Raw genomic sequence first — 25,898 nt, forward strand, 5'->3', positions numbered from 1 at the left:
GGAACCGATGGTCCACTCGAAGCGGCATGGCGAAATCCTGCGCCTCCTCAAGGAGGAAGGCACCGTGACCATTGCGAGCCTGGCCGACCGGCTGGGCGTCTCGCTGGAGACAGTACGCCGCGACGTCAAGCCACTGACCAGCGACGGTTCCATCCTCAAGATGCACGGCGCCGTCGGCCTGCCGTCGATTGCCGGCGAAGCGCCGTTCGAGCGGCGCATGCGCGAGAACGCCGATGCCAAGCGGGCAATAGCGCGCATGGTCGCCGCCACCATCCGCGACGGCGAATCGATCATGCTCGACACCGGCACCACCACCTCTTTCCTGGCCCGGGAACTGCTCGGCCACCGGCGGCTGACGGTCGTCACCAACTCCTCCGACATCGCCCGCACACTGGCCACCGTCAACGGCAATAAGGTCTACATGGCCGGCGGCGAGCTGCGCAGCGATTCCGGTGCTGCCTTCGGCGTCTCGGCCATCGAATTCGTCAGCCGCTTTTCCGTCAGCCATGCAGTGATATCGACCGGTGCGGTCGATGCCATAACCGGCGTCATGGACTATGATCTGGAAGAGGCCGAATTCGCCCGCATGGTGCTGTCGCGCGGCCAGCGTTCGCTTGTCGTCACCGACCATAGCAAATTCGGCCGCCAGGGCCTTGTTCAGGTCTGCGGCTTCGGCGGCTTTTCCGAACTCGCGACCGACCGTCCGCCGCCGCACGACATCGGCGCCGCCCTCGCCCAGGCCGGCGCACGGCTCAGCATTGCCGATGGCGGAAGCGAGGGCTGAGCTCTATCGTGAGCTCTGTCGGGAGATCTGCTCCAGCACCCACTTCCCAGCGCCGCGTCTGCCGTGTTTAGTCCGGCCATGGCTTTCACCATCCGCCAATTGCAGTTCTTCATCGCCGTCGCCGAGCAGGGCACGGTGTCGGGCGCCGCCCAGAACCTGTCGATCTCGCAATCGTCGGTCACCGAGGCGATCAAGGAGCTGGAGCACGATCTCGGCGTCGAGCTGTTCGAGCGCCACCCGCGCGGCTTGAACATCACCCACAAAGGCCACCAGTTCCTGCGCCATGCGAGAAAGATCCTGGCCGACGTTTCCGATGCGCGCCGCGCCTTCTTCGGCGAACAGGCCGCGGCAAGCGGGCGGCTGCAACTTGGCGTCACCTCGCTGGTCGCCGGCTATGTGCTTTCCGATCTTCTTGCCCGCTACCGCCGCGCCTATCCGGGTGTCGAGGTCTCGGCGATCGAGGACAATGGCGACTATCTCGAGCACCTGTTAATTGGCGGCAAGCTCGACATTGCCGTCATGGTCACCTCGAACCTGCGCGACCGCACGGCACTGCAGTCCGAAATCCTCGAAGTCTCGGCCTACCGGCTGTGGCTGCCGCTCGGCCACCCCTTGGCCGGTGCCGACATCATCGGCATCGGCGACATCGCCTCGGAACCGCTGATCATGCTGACCGTCGACGAGATCGAGGAGAATACCGGAAAGCTGCTGACGGCAATCGGCGCCAAGCCGCATGTCGCCTTCCGCACCCGCTCGGTCGAAGCGGTGCGCAGCCTCGTCGCTACCGGCGCCGGCGTGGCGCTGCTGCCCGACCTCGTCTACCGGCCATGGTCGCTGGAAGGCGACCGCATCGAATCGCGCGATATTTCGGGGTCGTTGCCGGTCGTCCAGGTCGGCATGGTCTGGCGGCGCGGCTCCGGTCTGCCGCAGGCGGCGCGCGACTTCATCGGACTTGCCCAGTCGCAGCGCATGGTGCGCCAACGGCCCGAGAAGATTGGCCGCTGACGTATCGGAAAAATCGATATCGGCTTTCTGATAAATGAATTTGCGAAACCGGAAATTTCGCAGCACTTTTCGGTCAGGGAACAAAGCTGCCGTTAGAGCGACGTGCGTCCAATTGGACGCACATAGTACGCTCTAAGACTTTTAGTTTTCGCATCGGGCTTTCCGAAAATCGATTCCGATTTTCGGGTCGATGCGAGGAGCACGGCCCTTCAGAGCCGCGCATCCAACGTTTTTGAACGGGCGCATGATCTTCTTCCGAAACCCGAAACCGGTTTCGAGGTCATGCAAAAATGGGAGATCGACGATGAATTCATTGCTGAAATCATGCACTGCCTTGACGGTCGCGCTGAGCTTCTCCGGCCAGGCCATCGCCCAGGTCAAGGAGCTCGGCAAAGGCGAAGGCGAGGTCAATATCGTCGCCTGGCCGGGCTATATCGAGCGCGGCGAAACCGACAAGGCCTATGATTGGGTCACTTCGTTCGAGAAGGAAACCGGCTGCAAGGTCAACGTCAAGACCGCCAACACCTCCGATGAGATGGTCTCGCTGATGAACGAGGGCGGCTTCGATCTCGTCACCGCCTCGGGCGACGCTTCGCTGCGCCTTGTCGCCGGCAAGCGCGTCCAGCCGATCAACACCGACCTCATACCGAGCTGGAAGACGGTCGACAACCGGCTGAAGGATGCGCCCTGGTTCACCGTCGGCGGAGTCCATTACGGCGTCCCCTATCAGTGGGGGCCGAACGTGCTGATGTACAACACCGAAGTGTTCAAGGAGGCGCCGAAGAGCTGGAACGTGGTCTTCGAGGAAATGAAGCTTCCCGACGGCAAGTCGAACAAGGGCCGCGTCCAGGCCTATGACGGGCCGATCCACATCGCCGACGCCGCCAATTACCTGATGGCTCACAAGCCGGAGCTCGGCATCAAGGATCCGTACGAACTGACCGAGGATCAGTACAAGGCGGCGCTCGACCTGCTGCGGGTCCAGCGTACGCTGGTCGGACGCTATTGGCACGACGCCGCCATCCAGGTCGACGATTTCCAGAACGAAGGCGTCGTCGCCTCCGGTTCCTGGCCCTATCAGGTCAACACGCTGATCGCGGCCAAGAAGCCGGTCGCCTCGACTATCCCCGAGGAGGGCGTCACCGGCTGGGCCGATACCACGATGATGGAGGCCGATGCTGCCCACCCGAACTGCGCCTACATGTGGATGGAGCATTCGCTGTCGCCAAAAGTGCAGGGCGACGTCTCCGCCTGGTTCGGCTCGCTGCCGGTGGTGCCCGCCGCCTGCAAGGGCAACGAACTGCTCGGGGAGGAAGGCTGCAAGACCAACGGCTACGACAATTTCGACAAGATCAAGTTCTGGAAGACGCCGGTCTCGAAATGCGCCACCCAGAACGACCAGTGCGTGCCCTATTACCGCTGGGTGTCGGACTATATCGGCGTCATCGGCGGGCGGTGAGTTCGCCTCACCTACGAAGCTCGGCGCTGCCCCTCACCCTTACCCTCTCCCGGTGAAGAACCGGGGGGTCGCCAGCGTTGCAGCGCCTCCCTTCTCCCCGTCCACTATACGAGGAGAAGGTGCCGACAGGCGGATAAGAGGCAGCGCTATCGCCTGAAATTTGATGAGCCTGACAGATCAGGACAGCCCCATGACCTCCGCCGTTTCCTTCCAAAACGTCTCTCGCCATTTCGGCAGCGTGCGTGCCGTTGACGCGGTCGATCTCGACATCGTGCCGGGCGAGTTCTTTGCCATGCTCGGGCCTTCCGGCTCGGGCAAGACGACGTGCCTGCGCCTCATCGCCGGTTTCGAGCAGCCGACGGCGGGCTCGATCTCGATCTTCGGCGAACGCGCCGAGGGCGTGCCGCCCTATCGCCGCAACGTCAACACAGTGTTCCAGGATTATGCGCTGTTCCCGCATTTCAACGTGCTCGACAACGTCGCCTATGGGCTGATGGTCAAGGGCGTCGGCAGACCGGAGCGGCAACAGGCGGCGGAAGAAGCGCTGGCGCTGGTGCGGCTTCCCGGCTACGGCGCCCGTCGCCCTGGCCAGCTTTCCGGCGGCCAGCGCCAGCGCGTCGCGCTCGCCCGTGCGCTGGTCAACCAGCCCAAGGTGCTGTTGCTCGACGAGCCGCTCGGCGCCCTCGACCTCAAGCTTCGCGAAAACATGCAGGAGGAGTTGAAATCGCTGCAGAAGGCGCTCGGCATCACCTTCGTGTTCGTCACCCACGACCAGGGCGAAGCGCTGTCGATGGCCGACCGCGTGGCCGTCTTCAATGACGGCAAGATCATGCAGGTCGGCACGCCGGAAGACATCTACCAGCGCCCCAAGACCCGCTTCGTCGCCGATTTCGTCGGCTCGTCCAACGTGCTGCCGCCGGATTTCGTCCAGCGCTATGCCGGCCAGTATCGCTGGGGCAGCCTGCGGCCCGAATCCATCCGTATTGGCCGGGCCAACGGCGAAGGGGTTGCCGCCCGCCTGGTCTCGACCAACTATCTCGGCGCCACGACAAGACTGGCGCTCGATGCAGAGGGCTTGCGACTGCATGCCATCGTGCCGGCGGGTGCTGTGCTGCCGGGGGAAGGCGAGGCGGTGGTGCTCACCTTCAAGCGCGAGCATTTGCATTTGATGGACGAGCTCGGATGAGCCTCGACACCGTCATGCCGCGCGCCACGCCGCCCGCCATCCTGCCGCGAAGCGGCGGCCTGCGTGGCGCGGTGTCGGATATTTTTTGGCGACAGCCGAAGCTGCTGTTGCTCCTCATGCTGCTGCCGCCGGTTTTGTGGCTCGGCATCGTCTATATCGGCTCGCTCTTCGCATTGCTTTTGCAGAGCTTCTTTTCGATCGACGAGTTCTCCGGCCTGATCAACCGGCAATTCACGCTGAAGACCTATGGCGACCTGCTGCAGGCCGCCAATCTCGACATTATCCTGCGCACGGTGACAATGGCGGCGCTGGTGACGCTGGCGGCGGCGGTCATCGCCTTTCCCATCGCCTATTATGCGGCGCGCTATGCGCGCGGCCGTTGGAAGGCGCTGTTTTATCTCGGCGTCATGCTGCCGCTGTGGTCGAGCTACCTGGTCAAGATCTATGCCTGGAAGCTGATTCTCGCCAAGGAAGGCATCCTGACCTGGCTGCTGGCCAAATTGCATCTTCTGTGGCTGCTTGATGCCTGGCTGTCGCTGCCGGTCGTCGGCGGCAACTCGCTGTCGGTCTCCTCAACCGGTACCTTCATCGTCTTCGTCTATGTCTGGCTGCCGTTCATGATCCTGCCGGTGCAGGCCGCACTCGAGCGCGTGCCGGGCAATTTGGTCGAGGCTTCGTCCGATCTCGGCGCCTCGCCCGGGCAGACCTTCGGCAACGTGCTGTTCCCGCTGGCGCTGCCCGGCATCGTCGCCGGCTCGATCTTCACCTTCTCGCTGACGCTCGGCGACTACATCATCCCACAGATCATCGGCACCTCGCGGCTGTTCATCGGCCAGGCCGTCTATTCGCAGCAAGGCACCGCCGGCAATATCCCGCTCGCCGCCGCCTTCACCGTGGTGCCCATCGTCATCATGGGCTTCTACCTCTGGGGCGCCAAGCGCATGGGGGCTTTCGATGCGCTCTGACCGTGGCCCATCCGCGCCGATCGGCCTGAAGCTCGCTGCCACCGGCGGCCTGCTTTTCCTGCATTTGCCGATCCTGCTGATCTTCGTCTATGCCTTCACCACCGAGGAGAAGAGCTTCGTCTGGCCGCCGCCGGGCCTGACCACGCAATGGTTCGCCGTCACCTGGAACCGCCCCGACGTCTGGCAGGCGCTGTCATTGTCTGTGCGGGTCGCGGCGATCTCGACTACCATCGCGCTGGTCCTGGGCACGCTGTGCGCCGCTGCCGTGTCCCGCACAAAATTCTTCGGCCGCGAAACCATCTCGCTGCTGGTCATCCTGCCGATCGCGCTGCCCGGCATCATCACCGGCATCGCGCTGCGCTCGGCCTTCGCGCTGGCCGAAATCCCGTTCTCGTTCTGGACGATCGTGCTCGGCCACGCCACTTTCTGCGTGGTCGTCGTCTACAACAATGCGGTCGCCCGCTTCCGCCGCACGTCCGGCTCGATGATCGAGGCGTCGATGGATCTCGGCGCCGATGGTTTCCAGACCTTTCGGCATGTCGTGCTGCCCAACATCGCAACCGCGCTGCTGGCCGGCGGCATGCTTGCCTTTGCGCTGTCCTTCGACGAGGTCATCGTCACCACCTTCACCGCCGGCCAGCAGCAGACGGTGCCGATCTGGATGCTCGAAGAATTGATCCGTCCGCGCCAGCGTCCGGTCACCAATGTCGTGGCGATGGTGGTAGTGCTGGTGACGCTGCTCCCCATCCTCGCTGCCTATTACCTGACCCGCGACGGCGACCAGATCGCCGGTTCGGGCAAATGATCTCGTTCACAAGGGAGAGACTTCCATGGACACGCAGATGCTGATCGGCTCGAAATTCGAAAAAGGCACCGAGACCGAGGAGCCGATCCTCAACCCGAAGACCGGGGCGACCATCCTCAATCTGCCTGAGGCCAGCCCAGCGCAGATCGAGGCGGCCGTGCTTGCTGCCGAAAAAGCCTTCGTCACCTGGTCCCGCACAACACCGGCGCAGCGCGCCGGCTATCTCCTGAAGATCGCCGATCGCATCGAGGCTGCTGCACAGGATTTCGCGGCGCTCGAGGCGCTGAACTGCGGCAAGCCGATCAATGCCGTGCTCAATGACGAAATCCCGGCGATCGTCGACTGCTACCGTTTCTTTGCCGGCGCGGTCCGCTCGATGCCCGGCCAGGTCGCCGGCGAATACATTCCCGGCCACACCTCGATGGTCCGCCGCGACGCCATCGGCGTTGTCGCGTCGATCGCGCCGTGGAACTATCCGCTGATGATGATGGCCTGGAAGCTGGCGCCGGCGATTGCCGGCGGCAACACCGTCGTCTTCAAGCCGTCGGAACAGACGCCGCTGACCGCGCTGAAGCTGGCGAAAATCCTTGCCGAGATCCTGCCGGAAGGCGTCGTCAACGTCGTGCTCGGTCGCGGCGACAGCGTCGGCAACACGCTGATCAACCACCCGAAGGTCAACATGATCTCGATCACCGGCGACGTCGCCACCGGCAAGAAGGTGCTGCAGGCTGCCGCCAAATCGGTCAAGCGCACGCATCTCGAGCTCGGCGGCAAGGCGCCGGTCATCGTCTTCGACGACGCCGATCTCGGCGCGGTGGTCAACGGCCTGCGCGCCTTCGGCTATTACAATGCCGGCCAGGACTGCACCGCGGCCTGCCGCATCTACGCCGGCAAGAAGATCTACGACAAGCTCGTCGCCGACCTCTCCACTGCGGTCTCGACCATCAAGTATGATCGCCCCGACGATACCGAGAACGAGATCGGCCCGCTGATCTCGCGTCGCCAGCGTGACCGCGTCTCGAGCTTCGTCGAGCGCGCCTCTGAGCTCAAGCACATCGAGATCACCACGGGCGGCAAGCCGGGCGAGGGCTCCGGCTTCTTCTACCAGCCGACCGTCGTCGCCGGCGCGCTGCAGGAGGACGAGATCGTGCGCCGCGAAGTGTTCGGTCCGGTGGTCTCGGTCACCCGCTTTTCCGAAGTCGACGAAGCGGTGAACTGGGCCAATGATTCTGACTACGGCCTGGCGTCGTCGGTGTGGACCAAGGATGTTTCGCGGGCCATGGCGACGGCCGCCCGGCTGCAATATGGCTGCACCTGGATCAACACCCATTTCATGCTGACCAACGAGATGCCGCATGGCGGGTTGAAACAATCCGGCTACGGCAAGGACATGTCGCTCTACGCGCTGGAGGACTATACCGCCGTCCGCCACGTCATGGTCGCTCACGGGTAGCGCCCGCGAGGAGACGCCTATTCTTCCGCCTCCTCCGCCTCGCCTGCGGCCGGCGCGACCAGCAGCACTGCGGCGCCTAGGAGCGCGGCGATGAAAGAGCCGGCGAGGATGCCGACCTTGACCGCGTCCTGCAGGGCGGCGTCGCCAGCGAAGGCGAGCAAGCCGATGAACAGGCTCATGGTGAAACCGATGCCGCAGAGCAGCGAAATGCCGACCATGTGCAGCCAGCCGGCATTGACCGGCAGATCGGCGAAGCCAAGCCGGATGGCAAGCGCGGAAGACCCGAACACGCCGACCAGCTTGCCCAAGACGAGGCCGGCGGCGACGCCGAGCGTCAGCGGCTCGGCCAGGGCGGCAGCGCTGAGACCGGCGAGCGAGACGCCGGCGTTGGCAAAGCCGAAAATCGGGATGACGAAAAAGGCGACGACTTTGTGCAGGCCGTGTTCGAGCCGGTGCAGCGGCGAATGGTCGAGATCATGGCCGCTGCCCGGCGATATCTTCAGCGGTATGGTGAGGGCCAGCGCGACGCCGGCGAGCGTCGCATGGACGCCCGATTTGAGCACCAAAACCCACAGAACGATCCCGAGCAAGATGTACGGCAGCAGCGTCAGCACCCGCATGCGGTTGAGCACCACCAGCAGCGCGATCACGGCGAAGGCGGCGCCGAGATAGGCGAGCGAGAGGCCGCTGGTATAGAACACCGCGATGATGAGCACCGCGCCGAGATCGTCGATGATGGCAAGCGCCGTGAGGAATATCTTCAGCGAACCCGGGACGCGGCTGCCGAGCAGCGACAGCACGCCGAGCGCAAAGGCGATATCGGTGGCGGTTGGGATCGCCCAGCCGGACAGAGCGGCTGGATTGTTGCGGTTGATGGCGACGTAGACCAGTGCCGGCGCTGCCATGCCGCCGGCGGCGGCGATGCCGGGCAGCACGCGGCGCGGCCAGGTCGACAGCTGGCCGTCAAGCATTTCGCGCTTGATCTCGAGACCGACCAGCAGGAAGAACACCGCCATCAGGCCGTCATTGATCCAGTGCGAGACGCTGAGCGGTCCGAGATAGGCATGGAGGGCGGAGAAATAAGCCTCGCCCAGCGGCGAATTGGCGACGATCAGGGCCAAGGCCGCCGCAGCCATCAGGATGAGGCCGCCGGCCGCCTCGCTGTCGAGGAATTCGCGCAGCATGGAGACCAGCCGCTTTTCGTCCTGCATGTCGCCTCCGTCGTATCAGCGGCAAGGTCCGACACCGCCAAGCGATGATGCGCAAACAGCGCTGGCCGGGCAAGCCTGTAATGAGAGCCCTTTAGCGCGGCGCGCGCTTGGCGAGGATGCGTTGCAGCGTGCGGCGATGCATGTTCAGGCGGCGTGCGGTTTCCGAGACGTTGCGGTCGCACATTTCGTAGACGCGCTGGATGTGTTCCCAGCGCACGCGATCGGCCGACATTGGATTTTCTGGCGGCGCTGCGCGTTCACCCGCGGTGCGGGTCAGGGCGGCAAAAATATCGTCGGCATCGGCCGGCTTCGACAGATAGTCGATGGCGCCGAGCTTTACCGCTGTCACCGCGGTGGCGATGTTGCCGTAGCCGGTGAGGATGATGGCGCGGGCATCGTCGCGCTTCTCGCGAATCGCGGCGACGACGTCGAGGCCGTTGCCGTCGGCCAGCCGCATGTCGACCACCGCATAGGCCGGCGGATTGGCGCGCGCCTTGGCAACCGCCTCCTCGACGCTCTCCGCCGTCTCGACCACGAAACCCCTGGTTTCCATGGCGCGGGCAAGCCGCGTCAGGAACGGCTTGTCGTCGTCCACGATCAGCAGCGAGGTATCCTCGCCTTCGACCATTGCGCCAATCGTTTCGTCAGTACTCATCGTGCTGAAAATCCTGCTGCCTGATTTTTACGCAAATATAGTTTCGCAACGCTATTGTCCAATTTAGGCCGTGTCGAACATGGTGGCCGAAGCCTGCTCGGGATTGAGGAAGACGCTGCGCGGCCACGATATCTGCACGATAGCGCCCTCGCCGGGCTCGCTTGAATTGCGGAAATCGAGCGTCGCGCCGGAGCGTTCGAGCAAGGTCTTGGCGATGAATAGGCCGAGGCCGAGGCCGCCGCCGGCTTCGGTGCCTTGTCGCGTCGACATATAGGGTTCTCCGATACGGTCGATGATCTCCGGTGGAAAGCCCGGCCCGTCGTCGATGATCGAGAAGCTGACGGCGGCCTCATTCCAGTTCCAGCGCACTGTCACGCTGTTGCGGGCGAAGTCGACCGCGTTCTCGACCAGATTGCCGAGGCCGTAAATGACGCCGGGATTGCGCCGGCCCACCGGCTCCGGGCCGATGCGCTCGCCCGGCCGAAGCTTGATCGAAATGCCGAAATCGCGGTGCGGCGCCGTCACCTCCTCGACCAGCGAGGTCAGCGGCAGGCGCGAGAGGTGCACCTCGCTCTCGGAGGACAGGCTGGTCAGGCGCTTCAGGATTTCGCGGCAGCGCTCGCTCTGCGAACGCAGCAGCTTCACGTCCTCGCCGTATTTCGGATCTTCGCCAAGCGCCTTCTCCATCTCCTTGGCAACAAGCGTGATGGTGGCGAGCGGCGTGCCGAGTTCGTGCGCGGCGGCCGCGGCGAGGCCGTCGAGGGCCGAGAGATGCTGTTCTCGCTGCAGCACCAATTCCGTGGCGGCAAGCGCGTTGGCAAGCAGCCGCGCCTCCTCGGCCACCCGGAAGGCATAGATCGCGGTAAAGGCGATGGAGCAGAACACCGCCATCCACATGCCGGCGACATAGATGAACGGCATCGCCAATGGCGCCCCCTCATGCCAGGGCAGCGGCAGGTGGTAAAAGACCAGCAGCGTCGCCGCCACGATCACCAGCGCGCCGAGCATGGCGGTCAGCCGCAGCGGCAGCGACGTCGCCGAGACGACGACGGGCACGGTCATCAGCAGCGAAAACGGATTCGTAAGGCCGCCGGTCATGTAGAGCAGGCCGGCAAGCTGCAGGCTGTCGAAGGTCAGGATGGCGAAGGCCGAGAACGGGGTAAGCCGATGCGCCGCCGGATAGCGGAAGGTCAGCAAAAGGTTCATCCAGGCCGAACAGGCGATCAGCGCAAAACACATGCTGACCGGTAGCGGAAATTTCAGCCCGTAAGCGACGACAAGCACGGTCAGGCTCTGGCCGACGATGGCAAGCCAGCGCAACCTGATCAGCGTGTTGAGGCGCAGCCGCTGGCTTTGCTGGAAGTCGGGTGCGTGCAGGATGTTTATCATGGGCAGTGATTATAGAGGGGAAACAGCCGGAGGTCTTTTCCGAAAACCGCCGAAGCTGGGCCTCGGTTCGGGATGACAGTCTGGAAGCATGACAGTCTGGAAGCATCAGGTACCGCGCGGCTTGGCGCGGCTAGTGGCGGCGGCGAGAAGCGGGTTCTCCGGCCAGACATGCCTGGGATAGCGGCCGCGCATCTCTGCCCGCACATCGGCCCAGGAGCCGCGCCAGAAGCCGGGCAGGTCGCGCGTCGTCTGGATCGGCCGGTGCGCCGGCGACAGCAATTCGAGCGTCAGCGGCACAGTGCCGTTGGCGATCGCCGGATGCCGGTCGAGGCCGAACAGTTCCTGCACGCGGATCGCCAGCACCGGCCATTCGCCGTCATAGCGGATCGGCAGCCGGCTGCCCGACGGCGCGTCGAAATGGGTCGGCGCCAATGTGTCGATCTTGCGCTGCAATTCGTGTGGCACCAGCGTCATCAGGCCTTGCGAAAGCACGCTGGGATCGATTGCCGCAAAGAATGCCGCGCCGGAAAGGAACGGCAGCAGCCAGTCGTCGAGGCGCTCGAGGAGCGCGGCATCGGAGACATCGGGCCATGGCACGCCGAGGCCGCGATGCAGCCAGCCGAGCCGCTGCCGCAACGTCTCCGCCTCGCTGTTCCACGGCAACAGGGACAGGCCGTGTTCGCGCAAGGCGTCGAGGATGGCGCGATCCGCGTCGGCACCGGTCGGCGCCGGCAGCATGCGTTCGGACAGCGTGATGGCGCCGAGGCGAACCGTTTCGCGCACCCGCACCGCGCGCCTGTCGCGGTCGAAGCTCACCTCGCGGCGGGCCTCGATCTTTTCCGCCAGCGCCGTGCGGATGTCGGCCTCATCGATGGCTGCCGCTGCGGTGATGCGGGCGTTCTGCGCCTTGCCCTGCAGGTCGGCGACGACGAGCCAGGTCTCGCCGGCCAGCGGATCGGAGGCGTCGAGCATGGCGCCCGAGCCGTTGGCAAGCACGAAGCGGCCACGCTCGCCGCGCGCTTTGGCGACCCGATCCGGCCAGGCATGGATGAGGAGAGCGCCGGCTGTGCTGCCCTCCCCCTTGAGGGGGTCGGAAGGACGGGCGAGACCCGTGGCTCGCCCCGGCGCGTCGATCCGCGTACCGGATAGGGGTGGGGCCGCTTCGGGCACGCCATCGACGACCCCGCCCCGTCTCGCTCGTCTCGCTGCGCTCGGCTCGCTTGCCGACCCTCCCCTAGAGGGGAAGGGTGAAGCCTGCTTTGCGAGCCTCTCAGCCAGCTGCCGGGCGGCGGTGGCGCGCGGCGATCTTTCGGCGCGAAAGCGCAGCAGCCGCCGTTCGAGATCGGCACCATCGCCGCCAAGGCCACGCTCGGTCAATAATACGGCGAGCATCGCCGCCTCGAGCGCCTCTCCGGTCCTTGCCGCCTCGGCGACCATATGGGCGAGCCGCACCGGTAGCGCCAGCCGGCGCATCGCGGCACCGGCATCCGTCAGGCGTCCTGCCGCATCGACAGCATCGAGCGCACGTAGCAGTACCCTCGCCTCGGTGAGCGCCGGAGCCGGTGGGGGGTCGAGGAAGGATAGACTGGTCGGATCGGCGACGCCGAACGCTGCGCTATCGAGCAACAGGCCGGAAAGATCGGCCTCGAGGATTTCCGGCGGCGTGAAGGCCGGCAGCGCCGCTGTCTGCTCGGCCCGCCACAACCGGATGGCGACGCCCGGCTGCGTGCGTCCGGCACGGCCGGCGCGCTGGTCGGCGGAAGCGCGGGAAGCACGTACCGTCTCCAGCCGCGTCAGGCCGCTCGCCGGTTCATAGCGCGGCAGCCGCGACAGGCCGGAATCGATGACGACGCGGACGCCGTCGATGGTGATGGAGGTTTCGGCGATCGACGTCGCCAGCACGACCTTGCGGCGGCCGAGCGGCGCCGGCTTGATCGCCGCGTCCTGCGCCTTGTTGTCGAGCATACCATAGAGCGGCACGATGTCGGTATCGGCGCCGACCTTGCCCGCCAGCCGCTCGGCGGTGCGCTCGATCTCGCGCTGGCCGGGCAGGAAAGCGAGCACGCTGCCCTCCTCCCCGGCAAGCGCCGAGCGGATCGCCTTGGCCATGGCGTCCTCGATCGTGACGCCGGCCGGCCGCTCGTCATAGCGGATGTCGACCGGGAAGGCGCGGCCCGCGCTCTCGATCACCGGCGCGCCGGACAGCAATTTTGCGACACGCGCGCCGTCGAGCGTTGCCGACATCACCAGCAATCTGAGTTCGGGCCTCAGCGCACCCTGCACGTCAAGCGCCAGCGCCAACCCGAAATCGCCGTCGAGCGAGCGTTCGTGGAACTCGTCGAATAGCACCGCCGCGACACCAGGCAGTTCCGGGTCGTCGAGGATCATGCGGGACAGCACGCCTTCGGTGACGACGAGAACCCTGGTCTTTGCGGAACTGCGGTTTTCCATGCGCACGGCATAGCCGACGGTTTCGCCGGGCTCTTGGCCGAGCAATTCGGCCATGCGGCGGGCGGCAGCGCGGGCGGCGAGGCGGCGCGGCTCGAGCAGGATGATCTTTCCGGCACCGAGCCATTCAGCGTCGAGCAGCGCCAGTGGAACCAGCGTCGTCTTGCCGGCACCGGGTGGCGCCACCAGCACGGCGCTGTTACCATGGCTCAGCGTTTCATTGAGCGCCGGCAAGACAACGGAGACCGGCAGGTCCGGCAAGGGTTTTGTCGTCATTGTGCTATGCTGTGCAGCCAGTTGGCAGCAACCGCATATCAGCGGTGGCGGTCGCGGCGCAACCTCGGCGCCGACTCAAAGCCTGGTCCGCGAAAACGGGTTCCAGCGCACCGTGCCGAGCCGCACCTCCTCGCGCACCATGGTCAGCAGGCCGGAACCGCCGACCACGGCCAAGCCGACCAGCGACAGAAAATCCGGATATTCCCTGAAGAACAGCGCACCCAGAACCACCGCCCAGACGATCTGCGAGTAATGCGTCGGCGCGATGCGGTTGGCCGGCGCGTATTTGACCGCCAGCAGATGCAACAGCTGGCCGCCGGCGGTAAAGCCGCCGGCCAGTACCAGCCAGGCCCATTGCCTGCCATCCGGCAGCGAGAACGAGGTAGCCGCCGCACCGGCGCCGTTGAAGAGCAGGCCGTAGCCGATCAGCACGCCGAGCATCGTCGTGCGCTTTTCCTGCGCGGCGAGCGAACGCATCAGGATCACATTGGTGGCGGCCAGGAAGGCGATGATGAACGCCGCCAGATGACCAAGATGCAATTCGCGAAACCCCGGCCTGACGACCAGCATGACCCCGGCAAAGCCGGCGACCACCGCCAGCCACCGCCACGGGCCGACCTTCTCCTTGAGGACCAGCGTGGCCAGGATAGTGACGAACAGCGGCGCCAGAAAGATGAGCGCATAGACTTCCGCCAGCGGAATGGTGGTGAAGGCATAGACGCTGAGCACGCCCGAGGCGATGCCGGCCCAGGCCCGGGCCTGTACCGCCCAGGGCCGGTTGGTGCGCCAGAAATCGAGCCAGCGCTCGCCTGCCGGCCTGGCAAAGAGCAGAAAGCAGCCGGCAAACAATGTCGAGAAGAAGCCGATCTCGAAGACGTTGAACTGCCCGCCCAGGCTTTTGACAACCGCGTCGCTGCACGAATAGCTTGCATAGGCGATGAGCGCGAGCAGAATTCCGTTGGGCACGTTTTTCCATTTCCGGGAGAGATGAGAGTGAAGATATTGGCGCTTGGCGCGCATCCGGACGACATCGAGATCTTCATGTTCGGTACGATGGCCGCCTATGCCGCGCAAGGCGCAGAACTCTTTTTTGCCATAGCCACGGATGGCGCCAGGGGCGGCTATGGCGATCCGGCCGCACTTGCCCGCACGCGCCGCAAGGAGGCGACGGCGGCGGCCGGCCTGCTTGGCGTGACGCCGCGCTTCCTCGACTTTCCCGATGGCGGGCTGGTCGCGGATGCCGCGCTGATCGGGGCGCTCAAAGCACTGATCGGCGAGATAGGGCCGGATCTGGTGATAACGCATGCGCCGAACGACTATCATGGCGACCACCGCGCGCTGTCGGATGGCGTGCGCATCGCAGCGTCATTCTCGGTGCCGGTGCTACATGCCGACACGTTCGGCGGCACCGGGTTTTCGCCAACGCACTACGTCGACACCTCCAGGCATTTCGATCTCAAGGCGGAGGCGATCAGGGCGCACCAGTCGCAGGATCCCGAGCGTTTCGTCGACGCGGCGCGCACGCAGAACGCCTTTCGCGCCGGCCAGTGCAACGGCCCGGCCGGATCGTTTGCCGAGGCCTTCCGCTTCGAGCCAGTCTTCCCCTTCGCCGATATCCGCGCGCTGCTGCCGCCGGCCCCAGTGATCCGTCCGGTGGCTGTCAGCAACAAGACGGTGACCTAGACAGGTCGCCGCAACTTCTCACGTTGCTTTCCTGTCCAGCATGCTGCGGTGCAGCAACGAATTCGCTTGCTTTGTTTAGTAAAAATTGCATCACTAAACAAATTACTAAACATCCGGTGCGCCGCCGCGTCGTTGTGTTTGGGCCCCGGAGGAGGGGTTTAGCGGGCTCTTGAAACCGTCATCCGGACGTGTTTCGCAAATGGGAGGAAGGCATGAAATCGACCTTGAAATTGGCGTTGGGACTGGCATCGACACTCTTTGCGTCGACAGCCGTTTCGAATGTCGCGCGGGCAGAAGATCTGACGCTTTGCTGGGCAGCCTGGGACCCGGCCAACGCGCTTGTGGAATTGTCCAAGGACTTCACCAAGGAAACCGGCATCGGCATGAAATTCGAATTCGTGCCGTGGACCAACTATGCCGATCGCTTTCTCAACGAGCTGAATTCGCACGGCAAGCTGTGCGACCTCATCATCGGCGACAGCCAGTGGATCGGCGGTGCCGCCGAGAACGGCCATTACGTCAAGCTGAACGACTTCTTCGACAAGGAGAAGATTAGCATGGATGATTTCGTGCCGGCGACCGTCGTCGGCTATTCGGAATGGCCGAAGAACTCGCCGAATTACTGGGCGCTGCCGGCCATGGGTGACGTCGTCGGTTGGACTTACCGCAAGGACTGGTTCTCCAAGCCGGAGCTGCGGAAGGAATTCAAGGAAAAGTACGGCTGGGATCTCGGCCCGCCGACGACCTTCGACCAATTGAAGCAGATCGCCGAATTCTTCCAGAAGCGCGACATCGACGGCAAGACCGTCTATGGCGCGTCGATCTACACCGAGCGCGGCTCGGAAGGCATCACCATGGGCGCCATGGACGTGCTCTACAGCTTTGGCTTCCAGTACGAAAACCCGAAAAAACCCTACGAGATGGAAGGCTTCGTCAACTCCGATAAATCGGTGAAGGGCCTGGAGTTCTACAAAGCCCTCTACGATTGCTGCACCCCTCCCGGCGCCTCGAACAGCTACATGGGCGAAGGCGTTGATGCCTTCAAATCCGGCCAGGTGGCGATGCACATGAACTTCGCCTTCACCTGGCCAGGCCTGCAGAAGGACGAGAATGTCGGCGGCGACAAGATCGGCTATTTCGTCAATCCCAAAGGTCCGGACGGGGACCAGTTCGCCCAGCTCGGCGGCCAGGGCATCTCGGTGGTCTCCTATTCCGACAAGCAGGAAGCCGCGCTCAAATACATCAAATGGTTCGCCAACAAGGACGTGCAGTCCAAATGGTGGTCGCTCGGCGGCTATTCCTGCCTCAACGCGGTCGTCAAGGACCCCGCCTTCCCGGCCAGCCAGCCCTATGCGCAGACCTTCCTCGACTCGATGGCCATCGTGAAGGACTTCTGGGCCGAGCCGAGCTATGCCCCGCTGTTGCAGGCATCGCAGAAGCGCTTCCACGACTATGTCGTTGCCGGGCAAGGCTCGGCCAAGGATGCGCTCGACGGCCTCGTCAAGGACTGGACCGAGGTCTTCCAGGACGATGGCAAGATGTAAACGGCTCCTCCCGAGCCCATGACCGAACCGTCCCGTGCCACTTGGCACGGGACACAGTTCAGATAAATTCCATTGTCGAGACGAGCCAAGTGACCGAAGCAGGACTGACCATGCTCAATCGGACGGCGGACAGCGTTGCCCGGGCTACGCCCGAGCCGTTGGCCCGCAAGGTCCGGGGCATCAGCGACAAGGGCCTCGCCTGGCTGTTCATCTCGCCGACGATCCTGTTGCTGTTAGCTATCAACATCTTTCCGCTGTTCTGGGCAATCTATCTGTCCTTCACCAATTTTCGCGCCAATCGGCCCAACGAGGTTGTGAAGAACCTCGGGCTGGCCAACTACAAGCGCATCCTCGCCGACCAGGACATCTGGATCGCCATGCAGACGACGGCGCATTTCGTGTTCTGGACCATCCTGCTGCAGACGCTGATCGGCTTCACTCTGGCCTGGCTGATCGACCGCAAGTTCCGCGGCCACGCCTTCTGGACGACCATCATCCTGGTGCCGATGATGCTATCGCCGGCGGTGGTCGGCAATTTCTGGCGCTTTCTCTACGAGCCGCAGATCGGGCTGTTCGCCTACGCCGTTTCGTTCGTCACCGGCATTCCGGCAACCGAGATCAGCATGCTCTCCAACGTGTCACTGGCGCCATGGTCGATCATCATCGTCGACACCTGGATGTGGACGCCTTACGTAACGCTGATCTGCCTCGCCGGCCTGCGCTCGATCCCCGAATACATCTACGAAGCGGCCGAGGTCGACCGCGCCTCCAACTGGCGGCAGTTCTGGTCGATCACGCTGCCGATGGCGCTGCCCTTCATCATGCTGGCGGTGCTGTTTCGCGGCATCGAGAACTTCAAGATGTTCGACATGGTCAATTTGCTCACCGGCGGCGGGCCGGGATCGACCACCGAAGTGGCCTCGATCACGCTGAAGCGGCAGGCCTTCGAAAGCTGGCGGACGGGCTATTCCTCGGCTTTCGCCATCATCCTGTTCGTCGCAGTGTTTGGCCTCGCAAACATCTACGTCAAGGCGCTCAACAAGGTGAAGCAGAGATGAGCCTGACGTCAGCCCATTCCGTTGTCGCGCCGTCGGCCACGTCGAAGCGCGTCGCCGGCGCCATCATCGTCGCCTACGCGCTGATCTCGATCGTGCCGCTGCTGTGGATCTTCGCCACCAGCTTCAAGACGCCGCCGGATTCGATCGCCTATCCGCCGAAGATCCTGTTCCAGCCCAGCCTCGAGGGCTACTGCAATTTGTTCTCGACCCGGACTCGGCAAACACCGGAATACATCAACTCGCTGGGACCGGCGACGGGCCTGTGCGACGAGACGGTGCGCAAGCGCAATATGGTGATCGCCGGCCCGTCCAACTTCATGCCGCGCTTCGTCAATTCGCTGATTATCGCGTTCGGCTCGACGTTTTGCGCGGTTTTCCTCGGCACGCTGTCGGCCTATGGTTTTTCGCGCTTCAAGGTGCCGCTCGCCGACGACCTTCTGTTCTTCATCCTGTCGACGCGGATGATGCCGCCGATCGCGGTCGCCATCCCGATCTACCTGATGTACCGGGAGCTTGGCCTGTCGGACACGGCTCTCGGCATGATCCTGCTTTATACGGCGGTCAACGTGTCCTTGGCGGTGTGGCTGCTGAAAGGCTTCATCGACGAGATCCCGCGCGAATATGAAGAAGCGGCGATGATCGACGGCTACACCAGGCTGCAGGCGTTCTGGCGCACGGTGCTGCCGCAGGCGACCACCGGTATTGCCGCAACCGCCATCTTCTGCCTGATCTTTGCCTGGAACGAATATGCCTTCGCTGCGCTGCTGACCTCGGGCACGGCGCAGACCGCGCCGCCCTTCATTCCGACCATCATCGGCGAAGGCGGTCAGGACTGGCCGGCGGTCGCGGCCGGCACGACGATCTTTCTGGTGCCGATCCTGGTCTTCACCATCCTGCTTCGCAAGCAATTGCTGCGCGGCATCACCTTTGGCGCGGTGCGTAAATGAGCATGACCGCAAAACGCAAATCGCGCTGGCCCGTCTGGGCCAGGCGCGGGCTGATGGAAAACGTCGCCACCGCGATCATCGCCATCGGCTTCCTGATGCTGTTCCAGCCCTTCGCACTGGTGCTCTACACCTATTCCTTCATCACCATGCTTGCGGGCACGGCGATGTTCATCATCGTCTCGAAATTTCCGGAGTAGACGATGGCCGAGATCAGGGTCGAACATCTGAGGAAGGCATTCGGCGATTTCGTCGCCGTGCAGGATTCCAACTTCGTCGTCGAGGACGGCGAATTCTTCGTCATGCTGGGGCCGTCCGGCTGCGGCAAGACGACGACGTTGCGCATGATCGCCGGGCTCGAACTGCCAACCGGCGGCAAGATCCTGCTTGGCGGCGAGGACGTCACCATGCGGCGTGCCCGCGAGCGCGACATCGCCTTCGTCTTCCAGCTGTTCGCGCTCTATCCGCACATGAATGTGCGGAAGAACATCGGCTTTCCACTGCTGGCGCAAGGCGTGCCAGGCGCTGAAATCCGGAGCCGAGTGGAGGAGACGGCGAAGCTTTTGCGGATCGACCATCTGCTCAACAAATCGGTCTCCGGGCTTGCCGGCGGCGATCGCCAGCGCGTGGCGCTCGGCCGCGCCATCGTACGGCGGCCAAAATGCTTCCTGATGGATGAGCCGCTCGGCACGCTCGACACCGAATTCCGCGACCTGATGGTCCATGAATTGCGAGAACTGCACAACCGCATTCACGCCACCACCGTCTATGTCACGCATGACCAGATGGAAGCGATGTCGATGGCCGACAAGATCGCGGTGATGAACCACGGCGTCATCGAGCAGTTCGGCACGCCGCGCGAGATCTACGACCGGCCGGCGACGATGTTCGTCGCCGACTTCATCGGCTCGCCGCCGATGAATTTCCTCGGCTTCGGCGGCGGGCTTTCAAAGGGCGCCAGGGAAATTGTTGTGCAAGGCGCGAAGGTGGCCGTGCCGGAGATCCGCGAGGACGTCGCGCCGGCCGAGATGGCGCTTGGCATCCGACCGGAGCACATCCGCTTCGATGACGCTTCGAAGCTGCGCGGTGCTATTTACGGCACGGAATATCTCGGCACCACTCAGATCGTCGCGGTGGAGACAGCGGACGGCATCATCAAGGCCAGGGTGCCGGCCGAAATCCGGCTCAATCCGGGCGATCATGTGGGCCTGGCGCTGAGCAGCGCGCGGCTGTCGCTGTTCGCAAAAGGATCCGGGCGTGCGGTGCGCACCGAAATCCATGACTCGGCCTCCCAGGGGAGAGCACATCATGGCTGACGTTCACATCAAAAGCGTGACCAAGGCTTTTGGCGAGCATGTCGCCGTCGACAATCTCGACCTGCATATCGCCGACGGGGAATTCGTCGTGCTGCTCGGGCCGACCGGCGCCGGCAAGACGACGACGCTCAGGCTGATCGCCGGGTTGGAGCGTCCGGAAGCGGGCTCGATCCATATTGCCGGCCACGACACGACGACGCTGTCGCCGGCCGAGCGCGACACCGCTTTCGTATTCCAGCAATATTCGCTCTATCCGCATCTGTCGGTTTACGACAACCTCGCCTTTCCGCTGCGCTCGCCAGCACGGAAAATGCCGGAGGATCAGATCCGCCGCCGCGTCGAGGACGTGGCCAAGATGGTGCGCATCCACCACAAGCTGAATAATCGCTCGACCAAACTCTCTGGCGGCGAGATGCAGCGCGTCGCCATCGGCCGCGCCTTGGTGCGCAAGCCGTCGATCTACCTGATGGACGAGCCGCTGTCGTCGCTCGACGCCAAGCTGCGCGCCGATCTCAGGCTAGAGCTGAAGCGCATCCAGGCGGAACTCGGCGCCACAATGCTCTACGTCACGCACGACCAGATCGAAGCGATGACCATGGCCGACCGCATCGGCATTCTCGCCGACGGCGTGCTGGTGCAGATCGGTTCCCCGCGCGCGATCTATTCTGAGCCGGCAAACCTACACGTCGCCGCACGGCTCGGCCAACCGGCAATCAATTTGTTGCCGGTCGGACTGCTGCCGGATGGCGGCGCGCCGGCGGGAACAAAGACGATCGGTGCTCGCACCGAACATCTTTCGATCGAGAAGGCGGCGAACGGCCATGCCGACGGCGTCGTCGATTGGGTCGAGCATCTCGGCGACCAGAACCATCTGCATGTGACGGTGGGGACCAGGAAGCTGGTGACGCTAACCGACCCCGACACCGACCTGGCTCAGGGCGACAAGATCATGATCCGCTATCGCTCGCCGCTGTATTTCGGCCCCGATGGGCGACGGCTGATGTGAGCGCTGCGCGAGTGTTTTCCTGGCACCTTTCAACCGGCAATTTCGGGCACCGGACTGGACCAATTCGATGAAGCATTTTTTCAATCGCAGGGATACGATCGTAACTGAGGCCCTGGACGGCTTCCTCGATACTACCGGCGCCGGCGATCTCGCTCGCCTCGACGGCTATCCCGAGATCAAGGTCATTCTCCGCGCGGACTGGGATAAGACCAAGGTTGCGGTCATTTCCGGCGGCGGGGCCGGGCACGAACCTGCCCATGCCGGCTTTGTTGGCATTGGCATGCTGACGGCGGCGGTTTCGGGCGAGATCTTTGCTTCGCCGAGCGTGGAAGCGGTATTGGCCGCCATCCGCGCGGTGACCGGTCCCGCCGGGTGTCTGCTGATCGTCAAGAACTATACCGGCGATCGCCTCAACTTCGGCCTGGCAGCCGAGAAGGCGCGCGCCGAAGGCTTCCGGGTCGAGATGGTGATTGTCGCCGACGATATCGCCCTGCCGGACATTGCCCAGCCGCGTGGCCTGGCCGGCACCTTGTTCGTGCACAAGATCGCCGGCCACCAGTCGGAAGCCGGCATTGACCTGGCGGCGATTGCCGGGGCGGCGCGGGCAGTGGCGGCGGATATCGTTTCGCTCGGCATATCGCTGTCATCCTGCTCGATCCCCGGCCAGAGCCATGAAGAAAGATTCGGGGCGGACGATGCCGAACTCGGCCTCGGCATCCATGGCGAACCGGGCGTTGAGCGGATTGCGGTGCAAAGTGCCGAAAGGCTGGTTGCGATCATGTCGGAGCGCCTTGCCGCGCGGCTTGATCCGGTCAGCCACTACGCCTTGCTGATCAATAATCTCGGTTCGGTGCCACCGCTGGAAATGTTGCTTGTCGCCAATGCGGTACTGGCTTCACCGCTGGCGCAAAAGGTGACGCTGACAATCGGGCCCGGGCAGCTTATGACCGCGCTCAACATGAACGGCTTTTCCCTGTCGCTGATCCGGCTCGATGCGTCGCGCGAAGCGGCGTTGCGGGCGCCGGTAGGCCCCCACGCCTGGCTGCCGGCAAGAGCCGTTCGCCAAGCCAGCGTCGTGCCGATGGCCAAAGCCGCCGGCCCGAACAACGCGTCGAAAGCCAGCCAGGACGCACGCACCGACCGGTTGGTTGTCGCGGTCTGCGAACGGCTGATCTCGCTTGAAGGCTCGTTGAACGGACTGGATGCCAAGGCGGGAGACGGTGACACCGGATCGACAGTGGCGGCCGGTGCGCGCAGTGTGCTTGGCCGCATTGCAACACTGCCGCTCGCTGACCCTGCCGCAACGCTCGCCGTCGTCGGCGACATCCTGAGCGCCAGCATGGGCGGCTCTAGCGGCGTGCTGTTGTCGATCTTCTTCACCGCCGCCGCGCAGGCGCTGGAGTCTGGCGAAACGCTTCCCAAGGCGCTTCTCGCCGGCCTCGATCGGATGTCCTTCTATGGTGGAGCGAGGGTCGGCGATCGCACGATGATCGATGCCCTGGAACCCGCCTTGAGGGCGCTGGATAGGGGGAGTCTGGAAGATGCGGCGGTCGCGGCGCAACGCGGCGCCGAGGCCACCGCTGCCATGCGCAAGGCCAAGGCCGGGCGGTCCGCTTATATTGGCAGCCAGCTCGACGGCGTGGTCGACCCCGGCGCCTTTGCCGTCGCCGAGGTCTTCACTGCCCTCGCTGCGTTGCTCGAACCCGCTTGACTGGGGAAAAGAATGCTTCAATTGCCGGATATGCAATTTTCTCGTACTGCCGGCAGCGCAGGGGCCAGGAGCATGGGTGATATGGCGGCAGCGGATATTTCCAGGCTGATCGAGGCGGCGGCAAACACGATCGCCGCACATGCCGACGAGCTGACCAGTCTCGACCAGGCCATCGGCGACGGCGACCATGGGCTCAACATGAGACGCGGCTTCGAGGCAGTGCGGGCCGAGGCCGGCGCGTTTGCGACAAAGCCGTTGCCCGAGGCGCTGAAGGCGATCGGCACCAAACTGGTGATGACCGTCGGCGGAGCCTCCGGTCCGTTGTTCGGCACGCTGTTCATGGCGCTCGGCAAGGAGATTTCCGCCGCGCCGGGTCGCGCCGACCTGGCGGCGGCCTTCGGCAAGGCGATCGAAGCGGTTGCCGCCAGAGGCAAGTCGCAGGCCGGGCAAAAAACCATGTTAGATGTGCTGCAGCCGGTGCATGAGGCCCTGCTGCAGGGAAAGACGGCAGCGGACATCGTCGAGATCGCCGACAACGCGGCCGACGCGACCGTGCCGATGAAGGCGCTGCGTGGGCGCGCCTCGTTCCTTGGCGACCGTTCGATCGGTCATATGGATGCCGGCGCACGCTCGACTGCGCTTCTGGTGCGGGCCGTAGCCGAGGCAATCGAGAGGCGCGCATGAGCAATGTCGGCATCGTCATCGTATCGCATTCGCCGCTGGTCGCCGAAGGCACCGCCGACATGGTGCGGCAGATGGTCGGCAACGAAGTGCCGCTTGCATGGTGCGGGGGAAACGGCCATGGCGGGCTGGGAACCAATGTCGAGGCGATCATGGACGCCATCGACAAGGCCTGGTCGGAGGCGGGGGTCGCGATCCTCGTCGATCTCGGCGGTGCCGAGACCAATAGCGAGATGGCGGTCGAGATGATCGGCGAACCACGCGCCCAGAAGATCATTGTCTGCAATGCGCCGATCGTCGAAGGCGCGGTGATGGCGGCGACCGAGGCTTCCGGCGGCGCCTCGCTCAGGGAAGTGGTGGCGACGGCGCACGAATTGTCGCCGTCGTGAACGAACGGGAATTTTGACAAGCATGTCCGCAGCAGCCGAAGCCAGCGTCCTGATCACCCATGAGGTGGGACTGCATGCGCGTCCTTCGGTGAAGTTCACCAAGCTTGCCAAGACGTTTTCGGCCGACGTCGAGATTGCGCTCGCCGCCAACGGGCCATGGTTCGACGCCAAGAGCATCGTCAAGGTGATGGCGGCGAAAGCGCCGAAAGGCACTGTCCTGCATATCAGAGCCAAAGGGGACGGCGCCGGCGAGGCGGTCGGCGCACTGGTCGAGCTGGTGCGGCGCGATTTCGACGAAGGCAAGGACCATGCCCGAACCGCTTAGGCTGCAGGGCATTTCGGCATCGGCCGGCTATGCCGAGGGGCCGCTGTTCAATCTGGACCAGGCTGCTGTGCGTTATGTCCGCAAGGCGACTGCCGGGGACGAGAAGGCGGCGCTTGAGGCCGCCATTTCCATTGCCGCAGGCCGGCTCGCGACATTGATCGAAACCAGCGACAGCGAGGCGGCCGGTATCCTCGAATTCCAGCTCGCCATGCTGGAGGACGACGCGCTGACCGGCCCGGCCTTTGAGCGAATTGCCGAGGGCATGGCTGCTGATGTGGCTTGGCGAAAAGCGCTCGACGCCGAGATAGCCGGCTATGAAACATCCGAGCAGGACTATTTCCGGGCGCGCGCGGCCGACATGCGCGACATACGCGACCAGGTGCTACGCGCGCTTGCCGGGGGCGGCGACATTGCCGCGCCGGCAGGTGCGATCTTCTACGGCGAGGATATCGCACCGACGCGCTTCCTCGAAACCGACTGGAGTGCCGGCGGCGGCATAGCACTTACGGCCGGAAGTGCCGCAAGTCATGTCGCAATGCTGGCACGCTCACGCGGCGTGCCAATGGTGGTGGGGTTGGGGCTCGTAGCGCGTGGGGTAGCCGGGCCCGGTGCTTCGCCGGCTCACCTTGCCGGAATCGCACTGCTCGATGCCGAACATGGCGGCATCGTGTTGGCGCCTTCGAAAGTGGAGATCGACGCATTCCGGCGATCGTCGTCGTCTTTCGCGGCGCATCGCGACAAAGCGGCAGCCTATTTGACAAGGCCGGCAGCAACGAAGACCGGCATAGCGGTCCACGTGCAGGTGAATATTGCCGATCCGTCCGATGTCGACCGCATCGATGCTGCGGCGTGCGACGGTGTCGGGCTGATGCGGACCGAATTCCTGTTCGGCAAGACGCTGCCGGACGAGGAGACGCAATATCGCGCCTACCGTAGAGTGCTGGAATGGGCAGGCGACAGGCCGGTGACGATCCGTACTGTCGATGCGGGCGGCGATAAACCTGTGCCGGGCCTGACCGTCGAGGAAGGTAATCCATTCCTTGGCCTGCGCGGGATCAGGCTGTCGCTGATGCGTCCGGAGATCTTTGGTGTGCAGATCCGCGCCTTGCTACGTGCCGCCATGCACGGCAATCTGAAGGTGATGTTCCCGATGATCGCCGTTCCGGAAGAGTATGAACACGCCACCGCGCTGTTCGCTGAGGAGCAGGCTGACCTTTTGGCGCGCGGCATCGCGCACAAAATGCCGCCGCTTGGCATCATGGTCGAGGTGCCGTCGGTGGCCATCGCACCGGAGGCATTCGCCAAGGCCGCTTTCTTCTCGATCGGTTCGAATGATTTGACCCAATACGTGATGGCCGCCGCGCGCGACAATGCGTCGGTCGCACATTTGAATTCCGTCAGGCATCCGGCCGTGCTCCGGCTGATCGCCTCGGTTGCCGCCTTCGGCCGCGAGCATAATATCCCGGTCAGCCTGTGTGGCGATGCCGGCGGCGACCCCGCCTCGATCCCGGCGCTGCTCGAAACCGGCCTGCGTGACCTCTCCGTCGCTCCCGCCCAACTCGCGATGGCCAAGGCGGCCATCGCGGACGTTTCGATCTAGGCCCC

At 64.2% G+C, this 25,898-nt stretch carries 24 protein-coding genes; 19 read left to right on the forward strand and 5 right to left on the reverse strand.

The features are described 5' to 3' along the window. Positions 1-7: 7 nt before the first annotated feature. From NKH99_RS01100 to NKH99_RS01130, 7 genes are all read left to right on the forward strand, one after another. A complete protein-coding gene (locus NKH99_RS01100; RefSeq protein WP_352767217.1) occupies positions 8-784 on the forward strand; it encodes a DeoR/GlpR family DNA-binding transcription regulator in 777 nt (258 codons plus the stop codon). A 78-nt stretch (positions 785-862) separates the two neighbouring features. After that, complete coding sequence (locus NKH99_RS01105; protein ID WP_023676350.1) at positions 863-1,789, forward strand: LysR family transcriptional regulator; 927 nt, start codon at positions 863-865, stop codon at positions 1,787-1,789. Between the two features lie 304 nt (positions 1,790-2,093). Continuing rightward, a complete protein-coding gene (locus NKH99_RS01110) occupies positions 2,094-3,248 on the forward strand; it encodes an ABC transporter substrate-binding protein (protein WP_352540421.1) in 1,155 nt (384 codons plus the stop codon). 190 nt (positions 3,249-3,438) lie between these two features. Then, positions 3,439-4,434, forward strand: coding sequence for an ABC transporter ATP-binding protein (locus tag NKH99_RS01115; RefSeq protein WP_352995448.1), 996 nt, complete (start codon positions 3,439-3,441; stop codon positions 4,432-4,434). 14 nt (positions 4,435-4,448) lie between these two features. Further along, positions 4,449-5,399 carry an ABC transporter permease gene (locus NKH99_RS01120; RefSeq protein WP_352540499.1) on the forward strand — a complete coding sequence of 317 codons (951 nt, stop codon included), beginning with the start codon at positions 4,449-4,451 and terminating at the stop codon, positions 5,397-5,399. Next, the gene (locus tag NKH99_RS01125; protein ID WP_352469946.1) at positions 5,389-6,204 is read left to right on the forward strand and encodes an ABC transporter permease; all 816 of its coding nucleotides are present in this window, start codon (positions 5,389-5,391) and stop codon (positions 6,202-6,204) included. The genes NKH99_RS01120 and NKH99_RS01125 overlap by 11 nt, the downstream gene beginning before the upstream one ends. Positions 6,205-6,229: 25 nt before the next feature. Next, a complete protein-coding gene (locus tag NKH99_RS01130) occupies positions 6,230-7,657 on the forward strand; it encodes a gamma-aminobutyraldehyde dehydrogenase (protein ID WP_352969941.1) in 1,428 nt (475 codons plus the stop codon). A 17-nt stretch (positions 7,658-7,674) separates the two neighbouring features. On the opposite strand, the gene nhaA is transcribed toward NKH99_RS01130, so the two are convergent. The 5 genes from nhaA to NKH99_RS01155 form a co-directional block, all read right to left on the reverse strand. Beyond that, entirely contained in the window at positions 7,675-8,868 is a 1,194-nt protein-coding gene (gene nhaA, locus NKH99_RS01135) for a Na+/H+ antiporter NhaA (RefSeq protein WP_352995450.1), read from the reverse strand. 91 nt (positions 8,869-8,959) lie between these two features. Continuing rightward, the gene (locus NKH99_RS01140; protein ID WP_023676342.1) at positions 8,960-9,523 is read right to left on the reverse strand and encodes an ActR/PrrA/RegA family redox response regulator transcription factor; all 564 of its coding nucleotides are present in this window, start codon (positions 9,521-9,523) and stop codon (positions 8,960-8,962) included. Between the two features lie 63 nt (positions 9,524-9,586). After that, positions 9,587-10,912 (reverse strand): ActS/PrrB/RegB family redox-sensitive histidine kinase, encoded by a 1,326-nt coding sequence (locus NKH99_RS01145; RefSeq protein WP_352448476.1) that lies wholly within the window; start codon positions 10,910-10,912, stop codon positions 9,587-9,589. A 105-nt stretch (positions 10,913-11,017) separates the two neighbouring features. Continuing rightward, positions 11,018-13,636 (reverse strand): ATP-dependent helicase HrpB, encoded by a 2,619-nt coding sequence (gene hrpB / locus NKH99_RS01150; RefSeq protein ID WP_353012112.1) that lies wholly within the window; start codon positions 13,634-13,636, stop codon positions 11,018-11,020. Between the two features lie 75 nt (positions 13,637-13,711). Further along, the gene (locus NKH99_RS01155; RefSeq protein ID WP_353012115.1) at positions 13,712-14,602 is read right to left on the reverse strand and encodes a DMT family transporter; all 891 of its coding nucleotides are present in this window, start codon (positions 14,600-14,602) and stop codon (positions 13,712-13,714) included. A 27-nt stretch (positions 14,603-14,629) separates the two neighbouring features. Between NKH99_RS01155 and NKH99_RS01160 the strand changes: the two genes are divergently transcribed. The 12 genes from NKH99_RS01160 to ptsP all read left to right on the forward strand — a co-directional run bounded on the left by NKH99_RS01160 (position 14,630) and on the right by ptsP (position 25,893). Beyond that, positions 14,630-15,319 (forward strand): PIG-L deacetylase family protein, encoded by a 690-nt coding sequence (locus tag NKH99_RS01160; protein WP_352743063.1) that lies wholly within the window; start codon positions 14,630-14,632, stop codon positions 15,317-15,319. 212 nt (positions 15,320-15,531) lie between these two features. Further along, on the forward strand, positions 15,532-16,863 hold the full coding sequence (locus NKH99_RS01165) for an ABC transporter substrate-binding protein (protein ID WP_352469942.1): 1,332 nt from the start codon (positions 15,532-15,534) through the stop codon (positions 16,861-16,863). Between the two features lie 110 nt (positions 16,864-16,973). Next, on the forward strand, positions 16,974-17,921 hold the full coding sequence (locus NKH99_RS01170) for a carbohydrate ABC transporter permease (RefSeq protein WP_353012450.1): 948 nt from the start codon (positions 16,974-16,976) through the stop codon (positions 17,919-17,921). Continuing rightward, positions 17,918-18,868 (forward strand): carbohydrate ABC transporter permease, encoded by a 951-nt coding sequence (locus NKH99_RS01175; protein ID WP_352448471.1) that lies wholly within the window; start codon positions 17,918-17,920, stop codon positions 18,866-18,868. The genes NKH99_RS01170 and NKH99_RS01175 overlap by 4 nt, the downstream gene beginning before the upstream one ends. After that, on the forward strand, positions 18,865-19,065 hold the full coding sequence (locus NKH99_RS01180) for a hypothetical protein (protein ID WP_023676334.1): 201 nt from the start codon (positions 18,865-18,867) through the stop codon (positions 19,063-19,065). Before NKH99_RS01175 ends, NKH99_RS01180 begins: the two co-directional genes overlap by 4 nt. Before the next feature lie 3 nt (positions 19,066-19,068). After that, positions 19,069-20,181, forward strand: a complete 1,113-nt coding sequence (locus tag NKH99_RS01185) for an ABC transporter ATP-binding protein (RefSeq protein ID WP_352448470.1) — start codon at positions 19,069-19,071, stop codon at positions 20,179-20,181. Continuing rightward, entirely contained in the window at positions 20,174-21,187 is a 1,014-nt protein-coding gene (locus tag NKH99_RS01190) for an ABC transporter ATP-binding protein (RefSeq protein WP_352448469.1), read from the forward strand. The genes NKH99_RS01185 and NKH99_RS01190 overlap by 8 nt, the downstream gene beginning before the upstream one ends. A 67-nt stretch (positions 21,188-21,254) precedes the next feature. Further along, positions 21,255-22,898, forward strand: a complete 1,644-nt coding sequence (locus NKH99_RS01195) for a dihydroxyacetone kinase subunit DhaK (protein WP_352469939.1) — start codon at positions 21,255-21,257, stop codon at positions 22,896-22,898. Between the two features lie 81 nt (positions 22,899-22,979). Further along, positions 22,980-23,582: a dihydroxyacetone kinase subunit DhaL gene (gene dhaL, locus NKH99_RS01200; RefSeq protein WP_352469938.1), complete on the forward strand. Its 603-nt coding sequence runs from the start codon at positions 22,980-22,982 to the stop codon at positions 23,580-23,582. Further along, the gene (gene dhaM / locus NKH99_RS01205) at positions 23,579-23,968 is read left to right on the forward strand and encodes a dihydroxyacetone kinase phosphoryl donor subunit DhaM (protein WP_352469937.1); all 390 of its coding nucleotides are present in this window, start codon (positions 23,579-23,581) and stop codon (positions 23,966-23,968) included. The genes dhaL and dhaM overlap by 4 nt, the downstream gene beginning before the upstream one ends. Positions 23,969-23,990: 22 nt before the next feature. Beyond that, positions 23,991-24,293 carry an HPr family phosphocarrier protein gene (locus NKH99_RS01210; RefSeq protein WP_023676329.1) on the forward strand — a complete coding sequence of 101 codons (303 nt, stop codon included), beginning with the start codon at positions 23,991-23,993 and terminating at the stop codon, positions 24,291-24,293. Continuing rightward, the gene (gene ptsP, locus NKH99_RS01215; protein ID WP_353012121.1) at positions 24,277-25,893 is read left to right on the forward strand and encodes a phosphoenolpyruvate--protein phosphotransferase; all 1,617 of its coding nucleotides are present in this window, start codon (positions 24,277-24,279) and stop codon (positions 25,891-25,893) included. The genes NKH99_RS01210 and ptsP overlap by 17 nt, the downstream gene beginning before the upstream one ends. Positions 25,894-25,898: the final 5 nt, after the last annotated feature.

The organism is Mesorhizobium sp. M0854 (genome assembly GCF_040319815.1).
Taxonomy (GTDB): Bacteria; Pseudomonadota; Alphaproteobacteria; order Rhizobiales; family Rhizobiaceae; genus Mesorhizobium.

Bases quoted from the DNA above. Each gene is read 5' to 3' on its own strand.
- NKH99_RS01165 (WP_352469942.1), top strand. From the start codon at position 15,532: ATGAAATCGACCTTGAAATTGGCGTTGGGACTGGCATCGACACTCTTT.
- NKH99_RS01100 (WP_352767217.1), top strand. From the start codon at position 8: ATGGTCCACTCGAAGCGGCATGGCGAAATCCTGCGCCTCCTCAAGGAG.
- NKH99_RS01125 (WP_352469946.1), top strand. From the start codon at position 5,389: ATGCGCTCTGACCGTGGCCCATCCGCGCCGATCGGCCTGAAGCTCGCT.
- hrpB (WP_353012112.1), bottom strand. From the start codon at position 13,636: ATGACGACAAAACCCTTGCCGGACCTGCCGGTCTCCGTTGTCTTGCCG.
- NKH99_RS01210 (WP_023676329.1), top strand. From the start codon at position 23,991: ATGTCCGCAGCAGCCGAAGCCAGCGTCCTGATCACCCATGAGGTGGGA.
- NKH99_RS01170 (WP_353012450.1), top strand. From the start codon at position 16,974: ATGCTCAATCGGACGGCGGACAGCGTTGCCCGGGCTACGCCCGAGCCG.
- NKH99_RS01180 (WP_023676334.1), top strand. From the start codon at position 18,865: ATGAGCATGACCGCAAAACGCAAATCGCGCTGGCCCGTCTGGGCCAGG.
- NKH99_RS01190 (WP_352448469.1), top strand. From the start codon at position 20,174: ATGGCTGACGTTCACATCAAAAGCGTGACCAAGGCTTTTGGCGAGCAT.
- NKH99_RS01130 (WP_352969941.1), top strand. From the start codon at position 6,230: ATGGACACGCAGATGCTGATCGGCTCGAAATTCGAAAAAGGCACCGAG.
- NKH99_RS01115 (WP_352995448.1), top strand. From the start codon at position 3,439: ATGACCTCCGCCGTTTCCTTCCAAAACGTCTCTCGCCATTTCGGCAGC.
- dhaM (WP_352469937.1), top strand. From the start codon at position 23,579: ATGAGCAATGTCGGCATCGTCATCGTATCGCATTCGCCGCTGGTCGCC.
- dhaL (WP_352469938.1), top strand. From the start codon at position 22,980: ATGGCGGCAGCGGATATTTCCAGGCTGATCGAGGCGGCGGCAAACACG.
- ptsP (WP_353012121.1), top strand. From the start codon at position 24,277: ATGCCCGAACCGCTTAGGCTGCAGGGCATTTCGGCATCGGCCGGCTAT.
- nhaA (WP_352995450.1), bottom strand. From the start codon at position 8,868: ATGCAGGACGAAAAGCGGCTGGTCTCCATGCTGCGCGAATTCCTCGAC.
- NKH99_RS01145 (WP_352448476.1), bottom strand. From the start codon at position 10,912: ATGATAAACATCCTGCACGCACCCGACTTCCAGCAAAGCCAGCGGCTG.
- NKH99_RS01185 (WP_352448470.1), top strand. From the start codon at position 19,069: ATGGCCGAGATCAGGGTCGAACATCTGAGGAAGGCATTCGGCGATTTC.
- NKH99_RS01175 (WP_352448471.1), top strand. From the start codon at position 17,918: ATGAGCCTGACGTCAGCCCATTCCGTTGTCGCGCCGTCGGCCACGTCG.
- NKH99_RS01105 (WP_023676350.1), top strand. From the start codon at position 863: ATGGCTTTCACCATCCGCCAATTGCAGTTCTTCATCGCCGTCGCCGAG.
- NKH99_RS01140 (WP_023676342.1), bottom strand. From the start codon at position 9,523: ATGAGTACTGACGAAACGATTGGCGCAATGGTCGAAGGCGAGGATACC.
- NKH99_RS01110 (WP_352540421.1), top strand. From the start codon at position 2,094: ATGAATTCATTGCTGAAATCATGCACTGCCTTGACGGTCGCGCTGAGC.
- NKH99_RS01195 (WP_352469939.1), top strand. From the start codon at position 21,255: ATGAAGCATTTTTTCAATCGCAGGGATACGATCGTAACTGAGGCCCTG.
- NKH99_RS01120 (WP_352540499.1), top strand. From the start codon at position 4,449: ATGCCGCGCGCCACGCCGCCCGCCATCCTGCCGCGAAGCGGCGGCCTG.